The sequence below is a fragment of the Rhizobacter sp. J219 genome (assembly GCF_024700055.1).
Lineage (GTDB): Bacteria > Pseudomonadota > Gammaproteobacteria > Burkholderiales > Burkholderiaceae_C > Rhizobacter.
The window spans coordinates 2,364,893-2,390,698 of record NZ_JAJOND010000001.1 but is presented as its reverse complement, the minus strand read 5'-3'; the positions used below and the strand labels follow the sequence as shown (position 1 = coordinate 2,390,698).

The following is a 25,806-nucleotide window of genomic DNA, read 5'->3' as shown; positions in this document are numbered from 1 at the left end:
CTCATTCCCCCAGGAAGGTTTCGCGGAACAGGTCCACCGCGGCCGCAAGCGAGAGCGACGGGTCGCGCAGGTGGTTGGAGAGTTTGCGCAGGCCGTAGTCGGAGCCGATCCAGTCCTCGACCCACTCGGCATCGGTGACGGTGACGTTGTCGTTGCGGCTGGCGTCGCTGTCGAGCACCGAGCGCAGCGTGAGCGGCGACGCGCCGTGAAACCCCATCACCAGCACCGGCTGCGGGCCGTGCATGGTGACGAAGATGGCGGTCTCGGCCGAGGTGCGGGCGAAGAAGCGGCTGATGAGGTCGACCCACATCGTGAGCACGTGCGGCAGCTGCATCGGATCGCGCGGCAGCGGCAGCAGCAGGCCCTTGTTGAGATCGGCATGGCCTTGCGACAGCACCGGCTGCAGCAGCAGGCCGAGGGCCAGCGCCGTCTGGCGGAACGAGACGGGCGCGGCGCCCGCTGCGGTGAGCGACGCTTCGAGCCGCTCGATCGTGAGCTGTTGCGCGAAGGCCTTGTACGACTCGCGCAGCGCGGTCGTCTGCATCTCGACCTCGAGCGGGCCCAGCAGCTGATCCTGCACCTCGGTGAAATCGGAGGCCTGCTGGGCCACACGCACCTGGCTGTCGAGCCGGCCCCACAGCGGGCTCAGTGCCTGCGGGCTGTAGGGCAGGAACTGCAAGGGCTCGCCGACCTCGAACGACGCCGCCAGCACGAAGGGGAAGCGGCGCCCCGAGGCATCCTGGCTCGCCACCATGTGCCCCACCAGGCCCGCATTGCTCTGCGTGCCGAGGATGGCGAAGTGCACCGGCGAGGCCGCGTCGTACACGATCTTCCAGCGGGTGTCCTCGGCCAGCAGTTCGAGCGTCTGCGACATCCACTGGTCGATGCTGTGGATGAGTGCTGAGCCCGCGCTGCTGCGCACGAAGTCGCCGCGCGAGGGCAGCTTGCCGAAGTAGAGCGCCTGGGCGGCTGCGCTCATGGTTTGCCTCCGGTGGGTGTGGACGCAGGCGTTGCGGTCGCGACCAGGCCCGCCACCAGCGGCGGCAGCTGCACACCTCTCAGTCCGCCCGAGGCGCTTGGCGTGTCGGGTGCACCCGCCGCGTTGGGCGAGCCCACGGCGGCGCTCGCAATCAGACGCAGCTGCACGGTGACGGCAAGGTTGGCGTTGGGCCACGAGAGTTCGAAGACGTTGCTGTCGATCTTCTTCCGGCGGGCCTTGCTGATCATCTTCTCGAGACCGTAGCCGCCTGGCTCGTTGAGAAACTCGATGGTGCGGCCGTCGGTGGTGACGCCGGTGATGCGCACGCCCGGCGTGCCCTGGCCCGGCCAGACGAAGTTGGTCCAGCTGGCGACGGCATTGCGATAGCGCATCTGCTGGCCGTCGACCTCGACCGTGTACTCGGCCAGGCCGGGCACCGGCGTGGGCAGCATCTGGAAGTTGGTCTGGGCCTCGGTGCCGCCGCCGGCACCGCCACCGCCCCCACCGCCTGCAGCGCTGCCGCCCCCCTGGCCACCGGCCACCGGCGCCACCCAGACCGGGAAGCCGGTCGCGAACTCGGGCCGCAGGCGCAGGCCGATGTCGGCCCAGGTGCGCGGCGTGATGATGTCGCCGCGGCGCACGACGAGCGAGCCGAGCGCCTGCTCGCTGAACTTGGCCACGCCGCCGTCTGGCCCGAAGAGCTTGGTCATCTCGCCAGGCGTCGCCTCGAGGCGCGAGGCCTTGTCGAAGGGGTACTTGCCGGCGAGCGTGCGCAGGAAGGGCTCGTGCACCTGCGCGGCCCAGATGCGGTTGATCTCGTTCTCGGCCGAGGGCACGATGACCGCATACGACTGGATCAGCGGGCGCACCAGCAGCGGCCGCAGCGTGGCCTTGGCGGCATCGGTCTGGCCGGCGAGCATCTGCTCGTCGACGAGCTTGAGCGCCTCGCTCAGCTCGGAACTGCCCTCCAGCGTCTGCTGCATCAGCTGTCGGCTGGCCGGGCCGGGGTCGCCCTGGTTCTTGATCTGGTTGAAGCGCGTGCGGACCTTGGAGAGCGACTCCAGGTAGTTTCGGATCAGCGCCGGGTTGCTGTCACGCTCGACCATCAGCCGCGTGAGGCCGGCGAACTCTTTTCCGATCGGGCCCATCGGGATGGCGGCCTGGCCGGTGGTGACGTCGAGCTTCACTTCCACCGGGCTCGGGGACATGCGCAGGATGGAGCGCTTGAACCAGTCGATGAAGCCCTTCTGTCCCTTGGCGAGCTTGTCGTTGAGGATGCCGGGGTTGTCCCAGGAGGTCTGCTCGTAGAGCGCGGTGATCAGTTTGCCGACCGGCGACGCAGCCGGGTCCCCGAGCCGGTTCATGCGGATCACGGCCTGCTCGAAGCTGCCGAACTCCTTGACCGTCACCCCCTGCAGGAACTTCTGCCACTCCTGCACGTATTCGGTCTTGTAGAGCTGCACCAGCGCCTTGCGGATCTGCTCGGGGCTGCCTTCGAGCGTGAGGTCGTCTTGCGTCGCGGTCTTGAGCACCCAGTCGTCGGCGCGCGTTTCCTTGAGCGAGGCTTCCTTGAAGGCCTCTTCGATGAAACCGTCCCACGCCTCGCGGGTGAAAGCACCCGAGATCGCGTAGCTGCCGGCCACGATCTCGCGGTCGGCCTCGTCGATGAGGCGCGCCACCGTCATCGGTGGGAAGCGCGTCGCGGCGCGTGCCTTCACTTCGGCGTAGACCCGTTCGCGTGCGGGCATGCCCTTGACGACGCGGCGCAGGTTCTCGCGCGTGGTGTCGAGCAGTGCGAGGTTGGTCTGCGTGGCGGGGAAGTCGGGTGCCGACACCTGCGTGAGCGCGAACGAGAGGATGCGCTCGGCCGAGCGGATCAGCTGCTCGCGCGGCATCGAGCCGCGGTTCGCTTCGAGCCAGCCGCGCCAGAAACGTGTGAGCTGGTCGCCGAGGTGGCCGGTCTCCATGCGGGAGCGGTCACCCAGCATGATGTAGGTCTTGAGGGCGTTGTAGGCGTCGGAGACGTTGCTGCTCGAGGCCGCGGAATAGAAGCCCAGCGGCTCGGGTGCGGCGGCCGGGCGTGCGGTGCTGCCGCTGTCGGCCGAGCGGCCTAGGGGCTGCAGTTGCGCCGCGTTGGCATTCACCTCGCCGAGGTAGGCGGCGATGGCGCCGGCCGTCGGTTTGAGCAGCACCTCCTGCAGGCCGGCGAGGTAGACGGCGCGCATCTTGGCTTCGAGCGCATCGCCCTGGTAGAGGCCGAGTGTGATCGTCCACGGGCGCTCTTCGCGGTAGCGCTGCAGCTGGTCGACGCGGTCCTGCACGATTTCGAGCGCTTCCAGGCGCGACTGCAGGTCGATGCGGCCTTCCTGCAGCTTGATGGCCTTGTTGAGATCGGCCTGCACGTTGGCGACGAGCTGCCGGTTGCCGACGTACGACCAGGTCCAGCCGGCCAGCATCGCGCCCAGCAGCAGCGCGCCGCCGAAGAAAGCCGCGTAGCGCCAGCGCAGCTTGGCGCGGCTGGTGTATTGCTTGACGAGGTTGGCGTCGGCGAAGACGACCTTGGAGAAGAGGTCGCGCAGGAAGAAGCCGTTTTGCGCCACGACCGCAGCGGTGGGTGCAGAGCCGACGGCGGGTGAGAGGCCGAAGCGCTCGGCCACACGCTGGCTGGCGCGGCCGGTGGACTGCCCTTCCTGCACCGCGCTCGTGAAGTAGAAGCCACGGAAGATGGGGCGGAACTGGTAGGGGTTGTCTTCGAAGAGCGTGGTGATGAAGGTGCGCAGCGGCGCCTTCAGCGACGAGAACTCGAGCGGGAAGGTCAGCACGCCCGGTGGCAGCTTCTCGCCGCGGTGCATCGACATGCGCACGGTCGAGGCTTCTTTCAGGCCGTCGTTCAGCTCGTCGAAGTGTTTGTCGAAGCTCGCGACGACATCGGCCTTGGTGGCGGTGTCGTAGGGCAGGGTGGCGCCCCAGACACGCTCGCGCTCGTCGCGGTCGCGGTCCTCGAAGAATTCGGCAAAGCCCGAGATCAGGTCGGCCTTGGTGAAGACGACATAGACCGGCGCGAAGACTTCGAGCTTCTCGGTCAGCTCCTGCACACGTTGGCGCAGCTGCTTGGCGAGCGTGATCGCGAACTCTGGCTTGTTGTTGTTCAACTCGGCGAGGCTCGCCGCGATGATCACGCCGTTGAGCGGCGCCTTCGGGCGGTTGCGCTTGAGCAGCGAGAGGAAGCCGAGCCACTCGTCGCGGTCTTCCTGGTGCACCGAATAGCGGCCGGCGGTGTCGAGCAGGATGCCTTCGGTGGTGAAGAACCAGTCGCAGTTGCGTGTGCCGCCGATGCCCTGGATCACCGACGAGGTCTTGTCGGAGAAGGGGAAGTTCAAGCCCGAGCGCACGATGGCCGTGCTCTTGCCGGCCGCCGGGTTGCCGATCACCGCGTACCAGGGCAGCTCGTACAGCGCGGCGGAGCCCGAGGTGAGCCCGAGCTTGGAGGTCTTGATGGTCTTGACGGCCTCCTGCATGCGCTGGCGCACGGCCTCCATCTCGGCACGGCTTTCCTTCGTCGGCGCGGCCTTGATGGCACGGTCGGCTTCGGCGTCCATCGCGGCTTCGAGGTTCTTCGAGGCGCGGGCGGCCCGCCAGCGGCGCACCGCCCACACGATGAGCCAGACCGTCAGCAGCGTCACGAGGATACCCGCCGCCCACAGCGCGCCCACCTTCAATGCGTTGGCACTGAGGAAGAGCAGGGCGGCCAGCGCCAGCACGCCGATCACTGCGAGGGTGCGGGTGTCCAGGAGGAACGACCAGATTCGTTGCATGGGAGGTGTCCGTTCGGGTGTTCAGGCCGCCTGTGCGGCGGCCTCTGGTGTTTCTGCGGGCGGCGTGGCGGGTGCTGTGGCGGGGGCAATCAGCACGGCCAGGCGGTCGAAGGGGGCGTGGGCGCCGAGCACGAGGGCAGGCGCTTCGGATTCCTGTACTTGCGTGGCGGTCAACGCGGCGCAGGCGAGCAGGCGGGCGATGCCGATGTCGCCGCAGCCGAGGCCCAGGCGCAGCGCGTGCTCCGAGGCGTCGAGATGCGACAGCCGCTCTTGCAAGGTCTCGTAGACCTCGGCCGTGCGCGAGGCGCGGTGGTCGGCGTCGGTGGTGAGGTGCTGGATCTGCTTGGCGTCGAGGCCTGTGCCTTGCAGCGTGTCGTCGAGCGCCTGTATCAACGCCTGTGAGGTGATACGGCCGCCGGCATCGGCCGACTTGTCGCGCTTGACGAGGCTGGCCTTGTGCATCAGGGCGAGGGGCGGGGCGGCGTCCGCCGGTGTCGTCCAGGTGGACGATGCGAGCAGCACACCGGCGCCACCCTCGCCGGGCACGCGGCCCTGCTGGCGTTGTCCGGAGAACAACTCGCGGGCGCGCGTGAGCTGCTCCACGCTCTCTTCACCGACCAGGCTGTCGGCCACCAGCGCCCACAGCAGGCCCGGTTGCCGCTCGCGCTGCCATTGCTGCAGCTGTTGCTCCATCAGCAGCCAGTAGGCCTCGGCACTCTCGACCGGGTGCACGTGCACCTGCACGGCGGGGCGCGCGGCGCTGGCCATGGCACGCGACTGGCCAGCGGCCTTCAGGCCTGCATCGACGTGGGGGACGAAGAGATGCTGGAGCCACGCGCTTGCCAGTTGCTGCGCAGGCACCGGCCAGCGTGCGGGAATGCCGATGCGCACGCTCACCACGGGCGGCAGCATCGCGGCGTTGGCCGCGGCGGGGCGTGTCGTTGGCAGGGGAACGGAGAGCGCTGGCCATTGCGATTCGACCTTGCCGATCATCTGGTTGACGATGGCGTCGAGCGACGCGAGCGCCCGCAGCATCTCGGGCTCAGGGGTGTGGCCGGGCCAGTCGGCGGGCAGTTCGTGCTTGCGCGCGGTGACCATCTCTTCGAGCGATGTGGCCACCTCGTCGGTGCTGATGTCGTCCATCGGCGCCGTGAAGATCGCGATGCCGTCGTCGTCTTTCATCGTGGCATCGAGTCCGGCCTTGCAGCTGCCTTCGGCGATGTTCGACTGCGCATCCTTCCAGACCGGGCCGGCGCGTACCTGCACCGCCGCGGCGAGCACACGGTGCGGTACCGGTCGTGCGCTGGCGGCAGGGCTCGGGGTGGTCGCCGCCGTGGCGCCGGCCTGTGGTGCGGCGACGGCGGTCGGCGCCGTGGCGTAGCTGCGCAGCCGCTTCACGCTCCACACGACGGCCAGCAATGCCGCCGTCAGTGCCACGGGCAACAGCACCAGGTGCAGCAGCAGCTGCGTCGCATCGGGGTTCACCTGCGCCGACTGCCATCGCCACAGCGTGCTCAGCCACACCAGCGCGGTGATCACCAGCAGCAGTGCGAGAACCTTCCAGACTTTGGCCATGAGGGGAGTACAGCGGGCGCATGGCGCCGGGCTGGCGCGTGCGGGGTGGTGTCAGCGGCGTTGGGGCAGGGGTAAGGTCTTCAGCACTCGTCGCTGGTGACCGATTGCGAAGAGATCAGCTTCGCGCCGCAGGCGGTCTGGTCGTCGTGCCGAGCCGCGGCTTTGCCGTCGATGATCATGGTGTTGTCGCCGGTGACGATGGCGCAGGTGCCGTGGCCCTTCTTCGGGCAGGTGACCTTGTCGCCCACGCGTGCGATGCGCTTGCCGTGCGTGTCCGTGACGCCGGAGGCCTCAATGACCTCACCGCCGTGGTCGGTCTTGTCGCCCAACACGATGAAGGGACGCCCCATACACCTCTCCCTGTTCTCTGTGATTTGCAGCTCGCATGCAGCCTCGATGCGAGCGCCGAAGTCTAACGGCGGGCGCGTGTTTTCAGGCCCCCACTTTCGGGCGGGACGCGATGGGTTTGCGCAGCTCCACATGGCCCAGATCGGCGTTCTGCCAGCGTCCGCCCCAGGTCAGGCCGACACGTTGCGCAACTTCTCCATACAACTCGTAACCCTTTGCGGCCCACGGGTCACGTTCGCTGATGACGAGCTTGCCGTTGCGCAGGAATGCACTGTCGGCTGCGAGGCCATGCTGGTGGTAGCTCTGCCACGCGGCGGCGTTGGTGACGTGCGCGCCCAGGCTGGCGAGCAGGTTCTGCCGCTCGGGGCTGCGATAGCCCTCGATCAGCACCATCTCGTAGCCGTGCTCCTCGCGCATCAGCCGATAGACCAGCAGCAGGCGCTGGCGGAAGTCGGCATCGAGCGCATCCCAGCGCCGATCGGCGGTGCTCAGCTTGGGGCGCACCAGTTCCACTTCCGCCGTGGTGAACACCTCGGGGGGCAGCGGCGGGGGCGGCACGAGTTGCTCGCCTTGCAGCAGCGTGGCGATGACGCTGTCGGGTTGCGCCGTGGTGGTGTCGTCGTAGGCCTCCAAGGTGTGCAAGGCGCGCAACGAGAAGACGATGATCGGCGGCAGCGCGAGGAGCGCGAGCGCGATCGACAGCGGGATTGCGTTGCGTTGCACCCAGCGTGAGCTGCTGGCCGCCTGGGCGTAACCCTGGCGCGCATTGCGCGTGGCGGCACGTTGCGCGCTTTGCTGCGCGCCGGCCACCTGCCGCGCCCATTGCGTGATGCGCTGCACCAGGCTTTCGCGGAAGGCGGGCAGCAACAGCAGCGCCGCCAGTGCGCACGCACCGACGAAGTACACGACGACGATCGCGATCCACATCATCTTGTTGCAAGCACGCTTCGTTGTCCCCCATTGGGGCGTTGCTGACGGGGATGGCCTCTCTAGAATTCGCGCACTCACACGCGTGCATGCGCGCCCGTCGACTTCAAGGCCTTCGGCCCTTGCCATGACCCAGCCAGACAAGCCCGTTCCCGCCCGAGGTGCACGCCCTCAGTTGTTTGGCGAACCCAGCGCAAGCAAGGCCAGCAAACCGCGACACCCCGACTTCGGGCCGAGCATCTTAGCCACCATCGACGGCACGCCGCGCCGCGATTCGCGTGTGCGTGATGCGACGCCGCTGAAGCGGGTGCTGTGGATGTCGTTGTTCGCCATCGGTGTCGTGGCGGTCTATTTCGCGGTGAAGTTCGGCATGCTCCCCGAAGCATCGCCGTCGCCCGCATCCGTGCCCATGGTCGTGGCCGCGCAGACGCCGGTTCCGGAGGTAAAGGCGGCGGGGCCGGTTGCCCCCGCTGCGTCCGCGGCTTCTGTTGCCGCATCGGCGACCGGCGGTGCCGCGTCGATCGAAAACGTGGCCACGCCGGCCGTGGCCGCAGCGTCGGCTGTTGATCCTGCGACGCCGGCTCCCAACGTGGCCGCGAGCCTGAACAACATCCAGCAGGCGCTGTCGCGCTCAGAGGCCCCCGAGCCGCGCAAGGCGGCAGCCGCCAAGCCCGTGACACCGAAGGACACGCCGGCCATGAAAGACGTCACCGTGGCGACACGCTCCGCGCCACCGTCACCCAAGCCGTCAGCCAAAGCCGCCAACGACGACGCCGAGCTGCTCGCTGCCATGCTGCCGCACCTGAAGCGCGGAGGCCCCTCGCCGACGAGCCCTGCCTACGAGAAACGTTGCGGCCAGCTCGCGGGAGACGCAGCGGTGGAGTGCCGGGTGAAGTTCTGCAATGGGCGCGAAGGGGTAGATCCGGCCTGTCCGTCAGCGGTGAGTCGGTGAGCGAGTCTTGATTCCGCCCGGCATGAGGCGACCGCCGTCGGAACTCATGCGATCTTCGGCTCGTGAACGGTGATGTGCAGGTGGTGCGCACGCAGTCGTCCATTGCCGGTGCGGCTGCCCCGCTGCATGTTCGGAAGCCCCGCGCAGTTTCTCTCGATTGAGTTTGACTGCTGGAGGAAGACTCAAACGCCGGGCAAGTGAACCCAGGCCACCGTTTCGTCTTCAGCCCGCCTGGGCATCGGATCACCCTTCTTCAGACGCACGCGTAGGTTGAGATCGGCTTCACAGGCCCAGACGCCTGCCTCTGGAGCTGGCTGTCCGGAGAACACGTACTGGATGTCGGACTCCGGAGGTAACGGGGGCGGAGGTGGAGGCGGGCGATCCTGCGGCTCTTCGAACTTGTATTCGAGTTCGTCGGCGGGAATGGTGCCGTCTTCATACCGGTCATCAGCCCAGATCAAGCGCCAGACGGTGGGGCGACCCTCGCCGCGAGCGTTGTCTTCTTCAAAACCGATGGTGGGTGCTGGCGAGCCCTGATGGAGGTAATTCATCAGTCCGTCGAGCCCAACTTGTGGTCGGGCGGCACCTCTGGGCGCTTGAACATCCCGATGAAGCCCTTGCTCAGCGGGGCCTTCACGGGCTCCCAGATGCCGAAGCAGGGCACGGTTTGGCCGGTGCGGATTAGCACTTCTTCTTTGGGGATAGGCACATCGGGAAAGCTAGGGGTGATGCGCAACATGGGGAGGAAGTCGAGAACGGTGCCGTTCCGCAGCTCAGCCATGTCGTCGTAGGGCGCAGGAACATCGATGTGCCGGTCTTCCAGGCACGCGACAGTCCCTTCAACATCATTGATGTGATTCAGTGCCCGCTCTATCTGCGGCCAATACTTGGACTCCCATGCAGGAAATTCGTTGCCGCGCGCGGCTTCGTCGCCGGTGTTCTTGCTGTTCCAGATTTCAATCGCCCGGAAGGCCTCACAGAAATAGGGAGCTGCGGCTTGCCCGTAGCCGATGAACTTGAAAACAGTCTTGTCACCCTTGCGCAGCCGAGCAAGCGCCTTCTCGTAGGAAGCGAAGCCGTTCAACAACCCCGTCATGAGCGACGAACCGATGAGCGGTGATTTGCCGGGTGGGGGGTTGTTCTGCGTGTCTTCAAACGCCACCCGAACAATGTCCACAAAAGCCTTGTAGTACGGCCCAAGCTTGGCCCAGGCGGTGTAGGAGCTGCCGCGCTTGAGGTAGTAGAAGAGCTGGCGGCGTTCTTCTTCATTGGGGATCGCGTAGGCCATCAGCGCGCCCCTCCATGTGCCGCTTCACGTTGATCCTTGGTCGCGTATTCGCGGGCGGTCAGCCGGGCGGTTTGTACGGTGGCCGGCCCGGGTATCAGGCTGTAGCCGTGGATGCCGTTGGCGTCTTTCCAGCCAGTGGGTTTGATCTCGAAGCTAACGTTGTGGGAGGTCAGCTTTTCAGCCTTGCCGGTGGCCATCACACGCTCACCCGCTGCGTTGAGTTGATCAATCATGTTCTTGTCGAATGCGATCTTGGCCTGCTTTCCGCCGCCGGGCAGGTACTGTCCAGGAATGTCTTTCCCGGTTTGCTCAGCGATCTTGCCGGTGACAGCCTTGACCTTGCCTGATTCTTGAACCGTGCCAATGACGATGAACCCGTCACGGTTCCATTCATCGAGCACAGCTCCTTGAACTTTGCGCCACTGCTCCGCGGTTTCGGGCGCCTGTCCGACACCCCAGAATGCCGAGGGGTACTTTGGATTTCCGCCTGGCTTCGTGGCAACGACCTCAGCACCGTGCGTGGCTCCCTCAGGCCCGAATACGCGAAACAACTGCTCCCCTTTGTCGAGCGGTCGATTGACGATCCTGCCGGCGTAGGTTGTGACGTCGACGTAGCGGGTCTTCTTCTTTGTGCCTATCCCAACCGTTTCCGTGTACCCATCCAGCAGGTTCGGATACCCCGGCTCATGCTTGTACAGCCCCTTAGCCTCGAACTGGTCCACAAACCCTGGGTTCTTCTCCCATCCCCCACGCCTCGACCGCAACGCCGTCTGCCCCTCGATCAACCGCAGCTCATCCGTCATCGAGATGGCCGCCTTGTCGCCGGCCACCACGGTGTGTGCCGTGGTGCGGCTGGTGGTTTCGCCACCGGATCGAATGGCCTGCTGAATCTCGCGCAACGTCTGATCCAGCTCCTTGACGGCTTGCGGAATCATCTCGTGCGCCTTGGCCTTGAGCTGGCTCAGCCCGGTTATCAGGCCGTCGATGCGTTGGCGCAGCCCTTCGCTCAGGAGGCCGCCCAGCTTTTTCTTGATGGCCACCAGCGCGCCGTTGATCACGTAGACCAGCTCGTCCATCTTGGCGAGCACGGCGGCTTGGTGGTCGGCGAATCTGAGCTTGAGCAAGAAGCGCTCGGCGTTGCCTATGCCGATCTTGTTCAGGAAGGCCACGATGTCGCGCGCCGATTCGGCCAGCTTGGCCGCACGGGCGGCACCCGCCAGGTGCGCGACATCCCCCACCGCTTTGATCGTCAGCCGGCCCACGCCCTTCACCACACCGCCGGCGACCGGGATGAGCGCAATGATGAGTACCACGAGCAGCACCCATTCCATCTTGTCTTCTCGTGCCTTGGGGTCGTCCACGAGGCGGATCGACACCGCGATGATGTCCCGAACCGCCGTCACGTCGCCCACCAGCGGGATCATGCCGATCACGGCATCGACCACGATCTGGGACATGGTGGCCTTTTGGTTGAACGCTCCCCTGACCGTGCCCCAGAGCCAGCTACCCGCCTCCGTGGACATGGCTTCGAACTCAGACCACGAGAGCCCTCCTGGGGCAGAGCTTGTTGCACTCATTTCCGGCTCCCTTGCGCGCTACCGGTGAGCTTGGCGGTGTACTTGTCGACCAAGCTGTCCAACTGGCCTGCCGAGGGCGTCGGCCTGGTATCCGGGTTGGCCATTTCGCCTTTGCGGGCGTATGGCGCCCTTGCCGGTCCGTACACCACGCTGGCGGTCGGCGTGGGTGCGTCGCTGATGACCGCCCGCCCTTGACCATCGAGCTCGCCTGTGCGCTTCTCGCCGTTGGCAAATGTGATCTCGTAGGTGGCTCCGGCCACACCGGCGTTGTCGTGATAACGATGATCCAGCTGGATTGTGTGTTTCTCGAATGCCGTACCGCCCGTCGGCAGAGCCGCGAGCGCCGCACTCCCGCTCCCCCCACCCGCCCAGGAATGACTGGCCGCCTTGACCGTGAAGCTGCCCGGTGTGGCGAACTCGATGTTGGCGCCATCCAGCACCACCTTGGAGTCCCCGCCGACGATCTCGATGCGCTCCTTGGCGGTGATCGTGATCTCGTCGTTGACCGAGATCACCGTGATGTCCTGGTCGGCCAGGAGCCAGCGCATCGGTGTGCGCCCGCAGCGAGAGCCGGCCGTTGGCGGCGATCGCCTGCAGCTCCCCCTCGTGCGTGTACAGGCTCGTCGCCTCCCCCGAGACCAGGCTGGCCGTGTGCGCCACCGCCGCATGCAGATCGCCCTGGGCGACCAGCGTCGTGTCCTGCCCCGAGTAGCTGGCGATGCTCGTCGGGCTGGCCGTGATGGCCGCACTCGGCGTGTCGAAGACCACGAACGGCCGAGCGAACTGCGCCACCGGCTCGCTCGCCTCGCGGCTCGCCCCCTGCTGCTCGCTCGCGTGCTTGCCGTCCTTCTGAACGTCGATGGCCTCCAGCAGCCCCTGCAGCGCCGCCTGCGCCTGCGCCTCGTGGCTCGTGAGCGCAAGCGCCCCTTGCGCCTTGGCCGCATCCGAGAGCGCCTGCCCCAGCTGCTGCGCGCCCTTCAGCTGCGCCACCGCCTCCTGCACATCCAGCTGGCCGCCCTGCGCACTGCCATAGCTGCCGCGTCTGGCCGTGCTGCTCAGCAAGAGCCCCTGGCCGGCGCGCAGGCTCGCCCAGCCATCCGTGTGGGCGTAGAAGCCCGAACCCAGCCAGGCCCCGCGCTGCGCGCTCGCATAACCCTGGCTGATGATGTGCCCCAGGCTCAGCTCGCTCCACGGGCTGCCCGCGCTGTGGCTGGCCAAGCGCATGCGCAGCTGCCCGGTGGCGTCGTCGATCACCCACTGGTTGCCACCGTCGTCATCGAGCGTGCGGCTGTGCCACCCCGACAACGTGCCCGGATGGTTCGCCCCCGAGTCCACCCCGGCCGGCCAGGGCAGCGCGTCCTGGCCGTTGTAGAGCTGGCCCACGATGAGCGGGCGATCCAGGTCGCCCTCCACGAAGTCCACCAGCACCTCGGTGCCCACGCGCGGCAGGAAGACGGCGCCCCAGTTGGCCCCCGCACTCGGCTGCGCCACCCGCACCCACTGGCTGGCCGCCGCATCGCCCGGCGCATGGCCGCTCTCGGCCTGGCCCGGGGTGGTGGGGCCGCTCAGGCCACCGGGCAGCGGAGCCTGCCCACGCTGCCAGGGGAACTGCACCCGCACCCGCAGGTCGCGCTCGGTGGTCAGGGTGTCGCTCGGGTGGCCGACCACCAGCGCCGTCTGCACGCCCGGGGCCTGCGGCTTGGGGCGCTGAGGCGGCACCAGCCTGGCGGCGGCCGGCGCGGCCTGGAAGTCGTTGCGGTAGCTGCCGGCTTCCAGCTCGGGGCGCTTGAGCAGCTGGGCGGCTTCGCTGCCGAGGTTGTTGGCCGCTTCGTGCGCAACGCTGAGCACAACGAAGCGGGCCTCGTCCCCGCCGAGCGGGTAGCGGCTGTGCTCGGTGAGGGTGAAGTCGGCCCCCGGGGCGAGGCGGCGCACGCCGCCCTGGCCGTGCAGGGTCTTGTAGGCGAGCTCGTGGCGGGCGAGCGCGAGCGCGGCCTGGGCTTCGGCTGCGGGGGTGTGGGCGTGCAGCTCACCGTCGCGGAACTCCGCAAAGGCTTGCTGGCCGTGGCCCTGGTAGACCTCCAGCGGGGGCAGTGCGCCGGCCTCAAGGCTGCTCGTGGCCTGGGCGGTGACACCGGCGAGCTGGCGCGGGTCCCAGGCGCCCAGGCTGACGGTGTTGGGGCCGGCCTGGCGCTGCAGCGCGATGGCGGTGAGGGTGTCTTCGGGGAGGCCGAGGACGCTGCCGCGCAGGTCGGGGCGGCCGAAGCGCAGGGCGCCGAGGTCGGGGCGTTGGCCGGAAGCGTCGTGGATGACCAGGCAGTGGCGGGCGCTCCTGGCCTGGCTCAAGGGGCGCTCGTCGTCGCTGTGCTCGAGTCGCCAGCTCCAGCCTTCTTCGCCGAGCAACCTGCTGACAAAGGCCGCGTCGCTCTCGCGGTACTGGGTGGTGGTGGCGCGCACGGGGGCGGCGGCCAGGGCGTCGGGGCTGGACTCGAGGCGGAAGTTGGCCTGCGGGTAGGCGCCGAGCACGGTGGTGAGGATGGCGTCGGCGCGCTGGCCGAGGAAGACGCGGGTGTCGTGGCGCAGGCCGAGGAAGTGGGTGAAGGCGACGAGCTGCAGCCGGTAGCGGGCCAGGCCGCCGTCGGCGCCGAGCTGGGCGGCTTGGGCCACGTAGCCGTGCCAGGTGCGGTAGCGGCCGTCGGCGCACAGGAGGCGCAGGCTCATCTGCTCGCCGATCAGGGCCTTGAGGGAGAGCTGGGCGCTGGTGCTGAGCGCATCGACCTCGGCCACCAGCGGCGACAGCATCTGGGTCGAGCCGCAGTCGTTGACGTTCTCCTGCCACTGCGCCCGCTCGACCACCAGCGTGGCGCTGGGCAGTGCCGTCTCGAGCTGCAGCAGGCGCTTGTGCTGGCCCAGGGGCAGCATGGCCGCCAGGCGGTTCAAACCTTCTGCGAGGTTCATCGGATGGATCCCTGCGTGATGACGGCGGAATTCTGCATGGGCCCATCGGGCCGGCCGGGGTGGGATTGCAATTGGTTACCGCAGCGGCCGCGGTGTGCACGATTTCACGGGCCGGGCTGCGGGCTCCCGTCTCGAAGCCGCCGAACTGGCCGGTGCGCCACCCGTTTATCCGGCTCAAGTCGGCGGCCTGGCCGCGAACAATCGCAGGAAGCCCCAAACCCTTGCCCATGGCCGATTCCGACCAAGACCGCAACCTGCCAGCCTCGCAAAGAAAGCTGGACAAAGCCCGCCGCGAAGGCCAGGTGGTGCGTTCGCGCGACCTCGGCCATTTCGCCGCCATTGCGGTGGGCGGCGCGGCGGTGGTGGCGGCAGCGCCGCTCATCACGCACTGGTCGGGCAAGCTGCTCGTCAACGGCCTGCGCTTCAACGCCGCGTCGGTGCAGTCGCCCGCGTTCATGACCGAGCGGCTGGCCGAGCTGGCCCTGCAGATGCTGCTCATCGTGTTGCCGCTGGGCGTCCTGATGATGGTCGTGGCGCTGGCCGCGAGCCTCTTTGCCGGCGGCTGGGTGTGGACCTTCAAGCCGCTGATGCCCAATTTCGGCAAGCTCAACCCGATCACGGGCATCCCTCGCATCTTCTCCAAGCAGCAGCTGATCGACGCGCTCAAGGCCTCGCTGCTGGCGCTCATCCTCGGGGCCATCGGGGCGCTCTACCTGCGCGCCAACATCGACACCTTCGGCGGCGTGCTGAGCATGGCGTTGCCGGCCGCGCTCTCGCATGCCGGCACCGCCATCGTCGGCGGCATGCTGCTGCTGCTGCTGGCGCTCGCGCTCTTCGCCACCGTCGACGTGCCGCTGCAGAAATTCCTGCACGCCCAGCGGCTCAAGATGAGCCACCAGGAAATGAAGCAGGAGCAGAAAGAGACCGAGGGCAACGTGGAAGTGAAGGCCAAGGCGCGTGCCCGCATGCGCGAGATGGCCAACAAGCGCATGCTCGCCGCCATCCCCAATGCCGACCTGGTGGTGATGAACCCGACCCACTATGCGGTCGCGCTCAAGTACGACGACGCCAAGATGGGCGCGCCCAAGGTGGTGGCCAAGGGCGCCGACCTGATGGCCTTCAAGATCCGCGATACCGCGAAGGAATCCCAGGTGCCGGTGCTGCAGGCGCCGGTGCTCGCGCGTGCGCTCTATGCCCACGCCGAGGTCGACCGCGAGATCCCCGCGGCGCTGTTCTCCGCCGTGGCGCAGGTGCTGGCCTATGTGTACCAGCTGCGCGCCGCCATCGCCGGTCGTGTGCAGATGCCGGGTGCGCTGCCCGAGCTCCACGTGCCGCCCGAGCTGGACCCGCACAACAAACCGGGCTACGTGCCTGACGAGGTGCTCGAATGAATCCCGTGATGAAGCAGTTGCAGGCGTGGCTGGGGCCGCAGCACGCCGGCGCGATGAAGGCGCTGATGGCGCCGGTGTTCATCATCCTCGTGCTGGCGATGATGGTGCTGCCGCTGCCGGCCTTCGCGCTCGACATGCTCTTCACCCTCAACATCGCGATGGCGCTGATGGTGATGGTGGTGGCCGCCTACATGGTGCGCCCGCTCGACTTCTCGGCTTTTCCGACGGTCATCCTGCTGACGACGCTGATGCGCCTGTCGCTCAACATCGCCTCCACCCGCGTGGTGCTGATGGAAGGCCACACCGGCCCGGGCGCGGCCGGCAAGGTGATCGAATCCTTCGGCCACTTCCTGATCGGCGGCAATTTCGCGGTCGGCCTGATCGTCTTCGCCATTCTCGTGGTCATCAACTTCGTGGTGGTGACCAAGGGTGCCGAGCGCATCGCCGAAGTCGCAGCGCGCTTCACGCTCGATGCGATGCCCGGCAAGCAGATGGCGATCGACGCCGACCTGAATGCCGGTCTCATCGACGAAAAGGAAGCCAAGCGCCGCCGCACCGAGGTGGGCGCCGAGGCCGAGTTCTTCGGCTCGATGGACGGTGCGTCCAAGTTCGTGCGCGGCGACGCGATGGCGGGCCTGCTGATTCTCTTCATCAACATCATCGGCGGCTTCATCATCGGCGTGGTGCAGCACAACCTGTCGGCGGGGCAGGCTGCCAACAGCTACATCCTGCTGGCCATCGGCGACGCGCTCGTTGCGCAGGTGCCGGCGCTGCTGATCTCGGTGGCAGCGGCGATGGTCGTCTCGCGCGTCGGCAAGGAGCAGGACGTCGGCACGCAGATCGGCAACCAGGTCTTCAACTCTCCGCGCACGCTCGCCATCACCGCGGGCGTGATCGGCCTGCTGGGCCTGATCCCGGGCATGCCGCACTTCGTCTTCCTGATGATCGCCGCGGGCCTCGGCTATGGCGCCTGGTGGATGCACCGGCGCAATCAGCGCGCCAAGCTCGCCCCGCCCGCGCCCGCCGTCGTCGCCGAGCCGAATGCCGAAGCCACCTGGGACGACCTGCAACCCGTCGACACGCTCGGGCTGGAAGTGGGCTACCGCCTGATCGCGCTCGTCGACAAGTCAAAGAACGGCGACCTGCTCCAGCGCATCAAGGGCGTGCGCCGCAAGTTCGCGCAGGACGTGGGGTTCCTCCCGCCGCCGGTCCACATCCGCGACAACCTCGAATTGAAGCCCAGCATGTACCGCCTCACGCTGCGTGGCGCGGTGGTGGGCGAGGGCGAAGCCTTCCCGGGCATGCTGCTCGCCATCAACCCGGGCGGGGCGACGACGAATCTCATCGGCACCAAGACCACCGACCCCGCCTTCGGCCTGCCCGCGGTGTGGATCGAGGAGCGCCAGCGCGAAGCCGCGCAGATGAACGGCTTCACGGTCGTCGACTGCTCGACCGTGATCGCCACGCACCTGTCGCACCTGATGCAGATGCACGCCGCGCGCCTGCTCGGCCGCGTGGAAGTGCAGCAGCTGGTGGAGCACGTGACCAAGCTCGCGCCGCGCATGATCGAAGACGTGGTGCCCAAGATGGTGAGCATTCCGTCGCTGCAGAAGGTGTTGCAGCTGCTGCTCGAAGAGGGCGTGCACATCCGCGACATGCGCTCCATCGTGGAGTGCCTGGCGGAACATTCGTCGACGGTGTCCGACCCTGCGGAGTTGTCGCGCCGCATTCGCATCCACATCGCGCCGGCGATCGTGCAGCAGATCTACGGGCCGGTGCAGGAACTCGAAGTCATCGCGCTCGAACCCGAACTCGAACGCCTGGTCACCCAGGCGCTCAACTCACCGCATGGTGCGGCGTTGGACCCTGGCGTGGCCGACACGCTGGCGCGCAGCGCGGCGCAGTCGGCGAAGCGGCAGGAAGACCTGGGCCACCCGGCCTGCCTGCTGGTGCCCGACATGATCCGTGCCCCCATGGCCCGCCTGCTCAAGCGTGCCGCGCCGCGCCTGCGGGTGCTGGGGCACTCCGAAATCCCCGAGACGCATTCGATCCGCATCGGTGCGGTGATCGGGGCGCAGGCCTAGCGCCAGGGTGTGCCGCCGGGGCAAGACCCGGCTGGCTGCGATGCTCCCGGGCTCAAGCCCCTGCGAGCTTCTTGAAGGTGGCCAGCACCGCGTCGCCCTTGAAGGGCTTGACGATCCAGCCCTTGATGCCGGCGGCCTTGCCACGCTCTTTCATGATGGGCGAGTTCTCGGTGGTCAGCATGATGATGTTGACCGCCGCATTGTTCAGCTCGCCGCGGATCTTCTCCGCCATCGTGAGCCCATCCATGTTGGGCATGTTCACGTCGCTCACCACCAACTTGATGCCGGGGTCGCTCTTGAGCTTGGTCAGGCCATCGCGGCCGTCGACCGCGGTCTCCACCGCGAGGCCGGCCTTCTTCAGAAAGTCGCTCACTTCGACGCGCACGGTGCTCGAATCGTCCACCACCAGGATCTGGGCCATTTGAATTACCTCTCGTTTGTCGGAAAAAGTCAGAACATTTCCAGTTCGCCCGCGGTGTCGGTTTCCTCTTCCGCACGTTGCTCGAACGCGAAGTCGAAATCGGCATCGGTGCACAGCGCGAGCGTGACGTGCATCTCCACGCCTGACGCCAGCTCGCAGCGGAAGCGCCGCTGGTAGCTCGGCTTCACCGCCGTGATGTGCTCCACCGAGTTGCGCTTGAGCACACACGGGGTCGACATGCCGATGTGAGGAAAGAAGGGCACCAGGTCGCGGTTGAGTGCTCCGCAGAAGAGGTTGCCGCGTTCGTTCATCGTGTCGAGGAAGCGCTCGCCCACCATCTCTTCGACCGGTGCCGAGGCCAGCCCGGCGATGTAGGCGCGGGTGGTGGGCGTGTGGTCGAACTGGATCAGCAGCAGAACGCGGAAGAGGTACGACGAGACGGTGAACATCACCACATCGGGCGACTGGGGCACCGTAGCGGCGTCGTCGGGCACGACCTCGCAGCGTTCACCCGCCGGCACGAGCGAGTTCTTCGCGGCCTGGGCGACGAAGTGGTCGAGGCCCTGGCGCGCCCGGTCGCTCACCTGGAAAATCTTCACGCCGCCTCCGCCATCACGGCCTGGCGCGTCTTGCCGTTGAGCAGGCGCAGCTCGTTCAAGGCGCCGACGATCATCTTGCCGCCGGCCTGCAGGTCCTGGAAGGTGCTGCCGGTGATGAGGTCGTTCTTGTAGAGGTTGGAGCGGTAGTCCTTCGACAGCTTGTCGGCGCGTGTGGCCAGGTCGCGCACTTCAGCGGCGACCACCGCGAAGCCGCGGCCCTGGTCGCCGGCGCGGGCGGCCTCGATCGAGGCGTTGAGCGCGACGATGATGACCTGGTTCACGATCTGCGCGAACTCGTCGTTCTTCGAGTGCATCTCGCGGTTGTGCTGCAGCAGCTGGTTCAGCTCGCCGTTCCAGCGCTCGAAGGTCTCGATGAGGCCGAGCAGCTTGTCGATGGTGCCGCCCAGGCGGTCGGCGCCTTCGAGGGCGTGATTCTTGAGCGACTCGGCGCCGCTGCTCACCGTCTTCAGAAGCATCTGGTGGGTGCGGTGCTGCTCGTGGTGGCTGGCTTCGAGCGCAGCGCGCTCCGCCGAGGCGGCGCGGGTGGCGTCTTCCAGCTGGCGCTGCAGGCCGGCGATGGTCACCGCGCTGGCCTGTTCGACGGCCTGCACGGCGGCCTGGCGGGCCTGCTCGACCGCCACGGCGGTGTTCTTGCGGCCCCACCAGAAGGTGGCGCCGGCGCCGACGAAAAGGCCAAGGGCGAGAAGGGCGATCGAAACGGCAGTCATGAAAAGGTCTATCGGCTGTTGGATGTCAATCTGAAGTGTCAGCGGCTCAACCCGGCGTGCTGTTCTTGGCGGCCAGCAGGCGGGCGCGCAGCGCGTCGAACGACATCGCGGCGTGGGCCGAGGCGGCAAACTTGTCGGGCAGGCTGATCACGGTCTCAAAGGCGCGGTAGTCCTCGTTCTCCCGATCGTCGAGGAAGCGGATGGCGATCGCGCCGCCTTCTTTTTCGAGGAAGGCGCGCACCGCGTCCATGCCCACGCCGCGGCCCGAGACTTCCGTGACCTTTTCCGCGGTCGAGAAGCCCGAGCGGAAGATCAGCTGGGCGACCTCGTCGGCGCTGCTCTTGGCGCCGCGCGTCAGCAGGTTCTGCTCGACGGCTTGCTTTCGGATCTTGCCGATGGCCAGGCCCCGGCCGTCGTCGTGCAGGTGTATGTGCAGCTTGCCGTCGTCCACATGAAGGCGGATGTCGATGCGGCCGGCCGCCGGCTTGCCGACGGCGCGGCGCTGGTCGGCCGGCTCCAGCCCATGGTCGACCGAGTTGCGCAGCAGGTGGGTGAAGAGGTTCTTCAGGAGGCCGCTTGCCTGTGTGCGGATGGCGATGCCGTGGTCTTCGATTGAAACCTCGGGTGTCTCCTTGCCCAGCTCGGCAGCCAGCGAGGGCAGCGACTCGATGGTGCCGGCCAGCACCTCGGCCAGCGGCTCGGTGCCCAGCATGTGCAGGCGCGTGCCCACCGCGTCGAGGGCGCTGTTGACGCTGGCGAGGTTGCTGCGGTCCACGCCCATCAGCAACTGCAGCGTCTCGGCCACCGTGTCGCGCTCAACCATCAGGAACTTCTCGACCGCCGCACGCCGGCCCGGGCCCTTGCGGCCGAGCACCACGTCGTTCACATGGGCGTACTGCTCGATGAGCTCGCCCACCTCGCGCAGCTCGCTCAAGAGCGTGGTTTGCTCCCACACCGCGTCGGCCTCCTTGCGCAGGTCGTCGTAGTGCTGCTCGGTCACATGCACATGGTTCGTGAGGCCGAGGAAGCCATAGGTCCGCGCATTGCCTTTGATGGTGTGCATGTTGCGGAACAGCAGGTTGATCGCGTCCATCTGCTTGTCGGCGGTCTTCTCGATCAGCGCCTTGTTCTCGGCGATGAAGCCGCGCGCACTGTCGATGAACTCGTGGAACTTCTCCTGGCTCACCGCCAGGATCTCGCCGATCACCTGCAGCTCGCGCTTGCGGGCGTTGGCCTCGGCTTCCAGGCGCTTGAGTTCCGGTCACGTCGCGCACACAGAGCATGAGCTTGTCGACGTGGCCCTCTTCGCCCACGATGGGCGACCAGCTGAGCGCCAGCGACTTCGCACGGCCGTCGGCCAGCGTCTTGTCGAGTTCGGCCACCAGCAGGTGCGAGTTGAACTCGTAGTTCATCTCGTCTTCGCCGATCACCGAGGCGATGGCCGCGTCCACCTGCGAGAGCAGGTCGGCGCCGACGCTGGTGTTCGTGAAGATGAGGTCCATCACCGACACGCCGGCGATGTCCTTCGTTTCGAAGATGGTTTCGAGGTACGCCGAGTACTCGGGGTGGATCACCCCGCCCGAGACCACCGTCAGCACGCCCTGCGGCATGTTCTGCAGCATCGCGTTGATGTCGTTGGTCTTCTGGCGCAGCTGCGCGGTGCGCTCGGCCACGCGCTTTTCCAGCGAGGCGTAGAGCAGCGCGTTGTCGAGCGAGACTGACAGCTGGCCGGCGATCATGGCCACCGAGTCGAGCCGCTCGGCGCTGAACGCCTTGCGCCGCTGCTCGTTCTCCAGCATCAGCATCGCGTTGAGCGCGCCCAGCTTCAGGATGGGCACCATCATCAGCGAGCACTGCGCGAACCTCTGCGCGTAGGGGTCTTCGGCGAAGCGGTCGTCGCTCGTCACGTCGTCGACCACCAGCACCTGGTTCAGCCGCTCGGCGTAGCGGAAGACCGAAAGCGGAAGGGTCGCGTCTGCGCCCGCCTGGTCGACGGTGACCGGCGCGCTGCCGTTCGCCAAGGTGTCGGCCAGCACCCACGCGCCGCTGCCGTCGTCGGCCTTGATGACCAGGCGCACGCCGGTCGCGCCGGTGATGGCCGAGAGCACCTTGCCCACCGCGGCGGTGAGCTTGGCCAGGCTGGTCTCGGAGCTGAGTGCCTGCGAGGCGCGGAGCACAGCCATCATGTCGACCGCGTCGGTGTCGACCATGGTGCTGCGCGGTGCGCTGCCGTCGCTCGCGCGCTTTTGCAGCGCGGCCCGCAGGAAGGGGTGGCTGCGGCGCAGTTCCTTCACCTTGGCGCTGGCGCCCCAGGCTTCATAGGTTTCGCAAGCGTGCAGCATCAGCGGCAGCGCGCGCTGCTCCATGCCTTCGGACACGTGGAAGAGGGCCGCGCGCTCATGGATGATGGCGCGGTGCCACGGCCGTTTGTGCTGCGTGGCCTCGGCGGTGGCGGCTTCGAAGGCGATGCCGGCGGCCCATACCGAGTCGGCCATCCACGCGCGCTCGGCTTCGAGCCAGCGCTGCAGGTGCAGGAAGTTCTCGGGCGCATCGGCGGCGCGGGCGGTGAGCCACTTGAGGTGGCCGTCGAATTCTTCGACGAGCTTGGCGCGCGCTTCGTCGCCGCTCGGCAGCGCACGCGCCTGGTCGGCGAGCGACAGGGCGCGCAGCACACGCGCCGACACCGAGAGGTAATAGCCCGGCATGCGCGGCAGCAGCGCCACAGCCTTGGCGCTGTGCTCGGCAAGCACTGCGCCCTGGCAGAAGAGGGCGGCGCCGATCGCGCGCACCACGTGGTAGACGGCGGCGATGGCGCCGGTCGGGTCGATGGCGCGCTCGTGCTCGGCCTCGTCGAACCCTTCGCCGTTGAGGCTGCCCGCGGCCGAGGTCTGGCCGCGCAGGCTCTTGATGAGCTGCAGGCGCGGGGGTGTAGCGCTGCGCGTACTCCTTGTTCTTCGAGCGGGTGGCGAAGGCAAAGCCTTCCTCGATCTCGGCGGCCACCGGGTCGAGCGTGGGCGCGCAGTCGAACAGCATGTCGGCTGCGAGGTAGGTGTTGGTGACGAAAGATTCGTCGCCGATGGCGAAGAGGTCGCGGCGGGCGCGGCGCATCGAGGTGTCGACGGCGGTGTCGATCGGCTCCACCCAGTGCACTGCCGACATGCCGAACACCACGCGCGTGAACGAGGTGGCGGGCTCGTAGCCGCGGGCTTCGCCCACGGCGAGCGCATGGCGGCACACCGTGTAGGCGCCCTGGTAGTCCTGCGCAAGACTCAGCAGCACCATCGACGAGCCGCCCAGCGACGACAGGATGCGCGGCGACGGCCCATGCTCGGCCCAGATGCGCGCGCCTTCGAGCGAGATCCAGGCCCAGATCGACGGGTCCACCGCATACGCGGTGTTCGAGGTCTCGGGGATCATCTGCGTCCACGCGACGACACGCGGGTCGCTGATCTCGGGCAGCTCGAAGTCCTTCTGCCGCGCGTCGCCGCGGTACCACATCGTCAGGCGCTTCACGCCTTCGCCGATGGCCGGGCGCACGTCGTCGGGCTTGGGCAGGCCGAGCTTGGCCAGCAGGTCCAGGCCGAGCATCAGGCCGTCCTTGTTGCGCAGGCGGTTCATCTGGCCGTAGATCTGCACCCGGGTCGAGTCGAGCAGCTCGACTGGGTCGGGGGCGGCGGCGACGAGCTGCTCGTACACCGCATCGGCGTCTTCCAGACGCCCCTGCTCGAAGAGGGCGCGGTGGTGCTCGCGCTTCAGGTGGAACACCAGGCCGGCATCGGTCGGCGTGGCAAACGGGGCGAGGGCGGCGACCGCGGCGGCGAGGTAGCGCTCGGCCATCGGGGTCTTGTCGTTGCGCACCCGTTCGGCGGCGTGCTCGAAGAGCCGGGCCACCTCGCGAGCCTCGACTTCGTCGGCGAAGCGGGCTTCGGCGGCCAGGTACTGCTCGGCCACGCGGGCTTCGAGCGCGGGGTGGGCGTCGAGCCGCTGTGCCAGGCGGCGCGCGATGGCGAGGTGCAGGGCGCGCACCGTGTCGGCCGGCAGCGCGGCGAGCACCGCGTGGCGCACCGCGGCGCTGGCCAGGCGCAGGCGCAGGGGCTGCGTGCCGTCGCCCATGAGCATGCCGTCGTCGAGCGCGGGGACTACGCGCGTCGACAGGGTGTTGGCCGGCAAGTCGGCCGCCCAGGCGAGCACGTCGCCGGCGGTGTCGCTGCCCAGGCAGGCCAGCGTGTGCAGCAGCGCGCAGGTGTCGGCCGGCATCGCGTGCAGGCGACGCCTGAGTTCTGCCGGGCTCGCACCACCCACGTGGCGGCGCAGGGCCTTGGCGTCCCAACGCCAGGAGCCGAGCGCCTGCTGCAGCAGGCCATCGTCGCGCAGCGCATTGAGCACGGCGAGGGTGTCGCCCGGGTTGTTCAGCGTGCGCTCGCCGAGCACGCTGGCCAGGCGGGCAGCCTCGTCTTTCGGCAGGCGCAGCACGTCGGCGACGAAGTCGGTGGCGGCGGCCTTGTTGAGGCCGTCGAGCTGCAGCCGCTCGGGGGCGCCGCGCAGGGTGCTCCAGCGCTGCATCAGGCCGTGCAGGGCGTGCGAGTCGTCGAGATCGGCTTCGTTGAAGGCACACACCACCATCAGCCCGGCGATGGGTGGCGCGGCCGTGACCACCGCATCGAGGATGCGGCCCGAGCCGCGCGGTGACCATTGCACATCGTCGTACACGAGCACGAGCGGGCGCTCGGGGCTGGCCACCGCGCGCAGCAGCGCAATGGCGGCATCGAGGCCGCGTGGGTCGGCATCGCCCGCGTCGGCGGAGGCCAGGGCCGGGTGTTCGCCGAGCAGCATCTGGAATTCGGGCAACTGCGTGAGCGCCACGCCGAGCTTGTCGCCGAGCGCGGCCAGGATGCGGCTCTTGTGCTGGGCGAGCCGAACGGCCGGCTCGGCGAGCAGCTGGCGGCCGAGGGCCTGGAAGACCTCGAACATCGCGCCGGGCGCGTCGCGGCGGGCCGGGTCGTGGGTGCTGAACACCACCCAGCCGTGTTGCGCCGACACCAGCGGGCGCAGCTCGGCGAGCAGGGCACTCTTGCCGCTGCCGGCCGGCCCCGTCAGGAGCACGCAGGCGCTGCCGCCGCGGCCCACGCGGGCGACGGCGTTGCGCAGCGAGTCGATCTGCGAATCGCGGCCGAGCAGCCGGGCCGGGCCCTTCAGCCGGCGCCCGAAGTCGAACCGGCCGAGCGCGAAGCTCGCACTGGGGTCGTCGGCGATGCGCTCCAGGTCCTGCAGCAGCCCTTCGGCGCTCTGGTAGCGGCGGTCGGGTTCTTTTTCCAGGAGCCGCATCACGAGGTCGGACACGATCTGCGGCACGGCGGCGTTCACCAGCGCCGGCGCCTCGGGCACCAGCACCAGGTGGGCGTGCACCAGCTCCAGCAGGTCGGTGCTTTCGAAGGGCTTGCGGCCGGTGAGCAGCTCGTACAGCGTGATGCCGAGCGAATAGAGGTCGGAGCGCTGGTCGGGCCGGTTGGCGGTGCGGCCGGTCTGCTCGGGCGACATATAAGAGAGCGTGCCGGCGATGCCGCCTTGCGCGTCGTCGGCATCGGGCGTGTCGTCGAGGCCACTGGCGATGTTGAAGTCGATCAGCGTGGGCGCGAGCGTCTGCGGATGGATCAGCAGGTTGGCCGGCCCGATGTCGCGGTGGATGACGCCGGCCTTGTGCACCTCGGCCAGGATGCGCGCCACCGCGGTGGCATACGCGAGCACCTGCGGCACGGCCAATGTGTGCGCACGCAGATGCTCCGCAAGCAAGACACCGCCGCTGTCGTCCATCACCAGCGTGTGCGCTTCGGCCGGGAGCGGCGAGATGCGGGCCACGCCCTCCACGTGCGCCAGCCGCCTGAGCATCGTGGCCTCGTGCTCCAACCGGCGGATGGCCTGCGGGCCGATCGCCTGCTTGACGACGACCGCGTGGCCGTCGAGCGTGCGCCGCGTGACACGCGCGTGGTCGTTGCGGTAGAGGACCTGCTCGGGGTGCGTCATGTCGAGTCCTGTTGTGGGCGTGAGATTTGTCGCAGGGCGCGCGGACTGCGCGACCGCACGGGCGTTCAAGCCTCAGGATCTATCGACGTTTGTGACTGCTTGTTGAGTGAGGGATGTACCTGATGGCCCCGTCTGGCAGGGCCTCG

At 68.1% G+C, this 25,806-nt stretch carries 17 protein-coding genes and 3 pseudogenes; 3 read left to right on the top strand and 17 right to left on the bottom strand.

The genetic code is table 11. The features are described from left to right. Position 1: 1 nt before the first annotated feature. From tagF to LRS03_RS10840, 5 genes are all read right to left on the bottom strand, one after another. Entirely contained in the window at positions 2–979 is a 978-nt protein-coding gene (tagF, locus tag LRS03_RS10860; protein ID WP_257825441.1) for a type VI secretion system-associated protein TagF, read from the bottom strand. Beyond that, positions 976–4,794, bottom strand: a complete 3,819-nt coding sequence (tssM, locus tag LRS03_RS10855; RefSeq protein ID WP_257825440.1) for a type VI secretion system membrane subunit TssM — start codon at positions 4,792–4,794, stop codon at positions 976–978. Before tssM ends, tagF begins: the two co-directional genes overlap by 4 nt. A 21-nt stretch (positions 4,795–4,815) precedes the next feature. Further along, positions 4,816–6,369: a hypothetical protein gene (locus LRS03_RS10850; RefSeq protein ID WP_257825439.1), complete on the bottom strand. Its 1,554-nt coding sequence runs from the start codon at positions 6,367–6,369 to the stop codon at positions 4,816–4,818. A gap of 80 nt (positions 6,370–6,449) precedes the next feature. Continuing rightward, the gene (locus LRS03_RS10845) at positions 6,450–6,719 is read right to left on the bottom strand and encodes a PAAR domain-containing protein (RefSeq protein WP_257825438.1); all 270 of its coding nucleotides are present in this window, start codon (positions 6,717–6,719) and stop codon (positions 6,450–6,452) included. Positions 6,720–6,801: 82 nt separating this feature from the next. Next, positions 6,802–7,644: a M15 family metallopeptidase gene (locus LRS03_RS10840; protein WP_257829486.1), complete on the bottom strand. Its 843-nt coding sequence runs from the start codon at positions 7,642–7,644 to the stop codon at positions 6,802–6,804. Positions 7,645–7,648: 4 nt separating this feature from the next. Here LRS03_RS10840 and LRS03_RS10835 point away from each other — a divergent pair, with 4 nt between their 5' ends. Continuing rightward, a complete protein-coding gene (locus LRS03_RS10835; protein ID WP_257825437.1) occupies positions 7,649–8,596 on the top strand; it encodes a hypothetical protein in 948 nt (315 codons plus the stop codon). Positions 8,597–8,778: 182 nt separating this feature from the next. Here LRS03_RS10835 and LRS03_RS10830 read toward each other — a convergent pair whose 3' ends face one another. The 5 genes and pseudogenes from LRS03_RS10830 to LRS03_RS10815 all read right to left on the bottom strand — a co-directional run. After that, the gene (locus tag LRS03_RS10830; protein WP_257825436.1) at positions 8,779–9,147 is read right to left on the bottom strand and encodes an Imm72 family immunity protein; all 369 of its coding nucleotides are present in this window, start codon (positions 9,145–9,147) and stop codon (positions 8,779–8,781) included. After that, on the bottom strand, positions 9,147–9,884 hold the full coding sequence (locus LRS03_RS10825; protein WP_257825435.1) for an Imm71 family immunity protein: 738 nt from the start codon (positions 9,882–9,884) through the stop codon (positions 9,147–9,149). Before LRS03_RS10825 ends, LRS03_RS10830 begins: the two co-directional genes overlap by 1 nt. Continuing rightward, entirely contained in the window at positions 9,884–11,341 is a 1,458-nt protein-coding gene (locus LRS03_RS10820; RefSeq protein ID WP_257825434.1) for a hypothetical protein, read from the bottom strand. The genes LRS03_RS10825 and LRS03_RS10820 overlap by 1 nt, the downstream gene beginning before the upstream one ends. Before the next feature lie 116 nt (positions 11,342–11,457). Next, the gene (locus tag LRS03_RS26880; protein ID WP_374685101.1) at positions 11,458–12,009 is read right to left on the bottom strand and encodes a DUF2345 domain-containing protein; all 552 of its coding nucleotides are present in this window, start codon (positions 12,007–12,009) and stop codon (positions 11,458–11,460) included. 4 nt (positions 12,010–12,013) lie between these two features. Next, positions 12,014–14,260: pseudogene (locus tag LRS03_RS10815) on the bottom strand (type VI secretion system Vgr family protein); the annotation flags it as partial. 383 nt (positions 14,261–14,643) lie between these two features. Between LRS03_RS10815 and LRS03_RS10810 the strand changes: the two are divergent. Both LRS03_RS10810 and flhA read left to right on the top strand, forming a co-directional pair. Continuing rightward, positions 14,644–15,807, top strand: a complete 1,164-nt coding sequence (locus LRS03_RS10810) for an EscU/YscU/HrcU family type III secretion system export apparatus switch protein (RefSeq protein WP_257825432.1) — start codon at positions 14,644–14,646, stop codon at positions 15,805–15,807. Continuing rightward, on the top strand, positions 15,804–17,891 hold the full coding sequence (gene flhA / locus LRS03_RS10805) for a flagellar biosynthesis protein FlhA (RefSeq protein ID WP_257825431.1): 2,088 nt from the start codon (positions 15,804–15,806) through the stop codon (positions 17,889–17,891). Before LRS03_RS10810 ends, flhA begins: the two co-directional genes overlap by 4 nt. A gap of 52 nt (positions 17,892–17,943) precedes the next feature. On the opposite strand, the gene LRS03_RS10800 is transcribed toward flhA, so the two are convergent. The 7 genes and pseudogenes from LRS03_RS10800 to LRS03_RS10775 form a co-directional block, all read right to left on the bottom strand. Then, positions 17,944–18,312, bottom strand: a complete 369-nt coding sequence (locus LRS03_RS10800) for a response regulator (protein WP_257825430.1) — start codon at positions 18,310–18,312, stop codon at positions 17,944–17,946. A 29-nt stretch (positions 18,313–18,341) separates the two neighbouring features. Further along, on the bottom strand, positions 18,342–18,911 hold the full coding sequence (locus tag LRS03_RS10795; protein WP_257825429.1) for a hypothetical protein: 570 nt from the start codon (positions 18,909–18,911) through the stop codon (positions 18,342–18,344). Beyond that, positions 18,908–19,639, bottom strand: a complete 732-nt coding sequence (locus LRS03_RS10790) for a methyl-accepting chemotaxis protein (protein ID WP_257825428.1) — start codon at positions 19,637–19,639, stop codon at positions 18,908–18,910. The genes LRS03_RS10795 and LRS03_RS10790 overlap by 4 nt, the downstream gene beginning before the upstream one ends. Positions 19,640–19,685: 46 nt before the next feature. Continuing rightward, entirely contained in the window at positions 19,686–20,594 is a 909-nt protein-coding gene (locus tag LRS03_RS10785; RefSeq protein WP_257825427.1) for an ATP-binding protein, read from the bottom strand. A 42-nt stretch (positions 20,595–20,636) separates the two neighbouring features. Beyond that, positions 20,637–20,825: pseudogene (locus tag LRS03_RS26875) on the bottom strand (hypothetical protein); the annotation flags it as partial. A 535-nt stretch (positions 20,826–21,360) separates the two neighbouring features. After that, positions 21,361–21,822 (bottom strand): annotated as a pseudogene (locus LRS03_RS10780) (GAF domain-containing protein); the annotation flags it as partial. A 214-nt stretch (positions 21,823–22,036) separates the two neighbouring features. Further along, positions 22,037–25,660 (bottom strand): serine/threonine-protein kinase, encoded by a 3,624-nt coding sequence (locus tag LRS03_RS10775; protein ID WP_257825426.1) that lies wholly within the window; start codon positions 25,658–25,660, stop codon positions 22,037–22,039. Between the last annotated feature and the right edge of the window lie 146 nt (positions 25,661–25,806).

What these genes read in the sequence shown, in the direction of transcription:
- tagF (WP_257825441.1), bottom strand. Translation starts at nt 979, where the DNA reads ATGAGCGCAGCCGCCCAGGCGCTCTACTTCGGCAAGCTGCCCTCGCGC.
- tssM (WP_257825440.1), bottom strand. Translation starts at nt 4,794, where the DNA reads ATGCAACGAATCTGGTCGTTCCTCCTGGACACCCGCACCCTCGCAGTG.
- LRS03_RS10850 (WP_257825439.1), bottom strand. Translation starts at nt 6,369, where the DNA reads ATGGCCAAAGTCTGGAAGGTTCTCGCACTGCTGCTGGTGATCACCGCG.
- LRS03_RS10845 (WP_257825438.1), bottom strand. Translation starts at nt 6,719, where the DNA reads ATGGGGCGTCCCTTCATCGTGTTGGGCGACAAGACCGACCACGGCGGT.
- LRS03_RS10840 (WP_257829486.1), bottom strand. Translation starts at nt 7,644, where the DNA reads ATGTGGATCGCGATCGTCGTCGTGTACTTCGTCGGTGCGTGCGCACTG.
- LRS03_RS10830 (WP_257825436.1), bottom strand. Translation starts at nt 9,147, where the DNA reads ATGAATTACCTCCATCAGGGCTCGCCAGCACCCACCATCGGTTTTGAA.
- LRS03_RS10825 (WP_257825435.1), bottom strand. Translation starts at nt 9,884, where the DNA reads ATGGCCTACGCGATCCCCAATGAAGAAGAACGCCGCCAGCTCTTCTAC.
- LRS03_RS10820 (WP_257825434.1), bottom strand. Translation starts at nt 11,341, where the DNA reads ATGTCCCAGATCGTGGTCGATGCCGTGATCGGCATGATCCCGCTGGTG.
- LRS03_RS26880 (WP_374685101.1), bottom strand. Translation starts at nt 12,009, where the DNA reads ATGCGCTGGCTCCTGGCCGACCAGGACATCACGGTGATCTCGGTCAAC.
- LRS03_RS10810 (WP_257825432.1), top strand. Translation starts at nt 14,644, where the DNA reads ATGGCCGATTCCGACCAAGACCGCAACCTGCCAGCCTCGCAAAGAAAG.
- flhA (WP_257825431.1), top strand. Translation starts at nt 15,804, where the DNA reads ATGAATCCCGTGATGAAGCAGTTGCAGGCGTGGCTGGGGCCGCAGCAC.
- LRS03_RS10800 (WP_257825430.1), bottom strand. Translation starts at nt 18,312, where the DNA reads ATGGCCCAGATCCTGGTGGTGGACGATTCGAGCACCGTGCGCGTCGAA.
- LRS03_RS10790 (WP_257825428.1), bottom strand. Translation starts at nt 19,639, where the DNA reads ATGACTGCCGTTTCGATCGCCCTTCTCGCCCTTGGCCTTTTCGTCGGC.
- LRS03_RS10775 (WP_257825426.1), bottom strand. Translation starts at nt 25,660, where the DNA reads ATGACGCACCCCGAGCAGGTCCTCTACCGCAACGACCACGCGCGTGTC.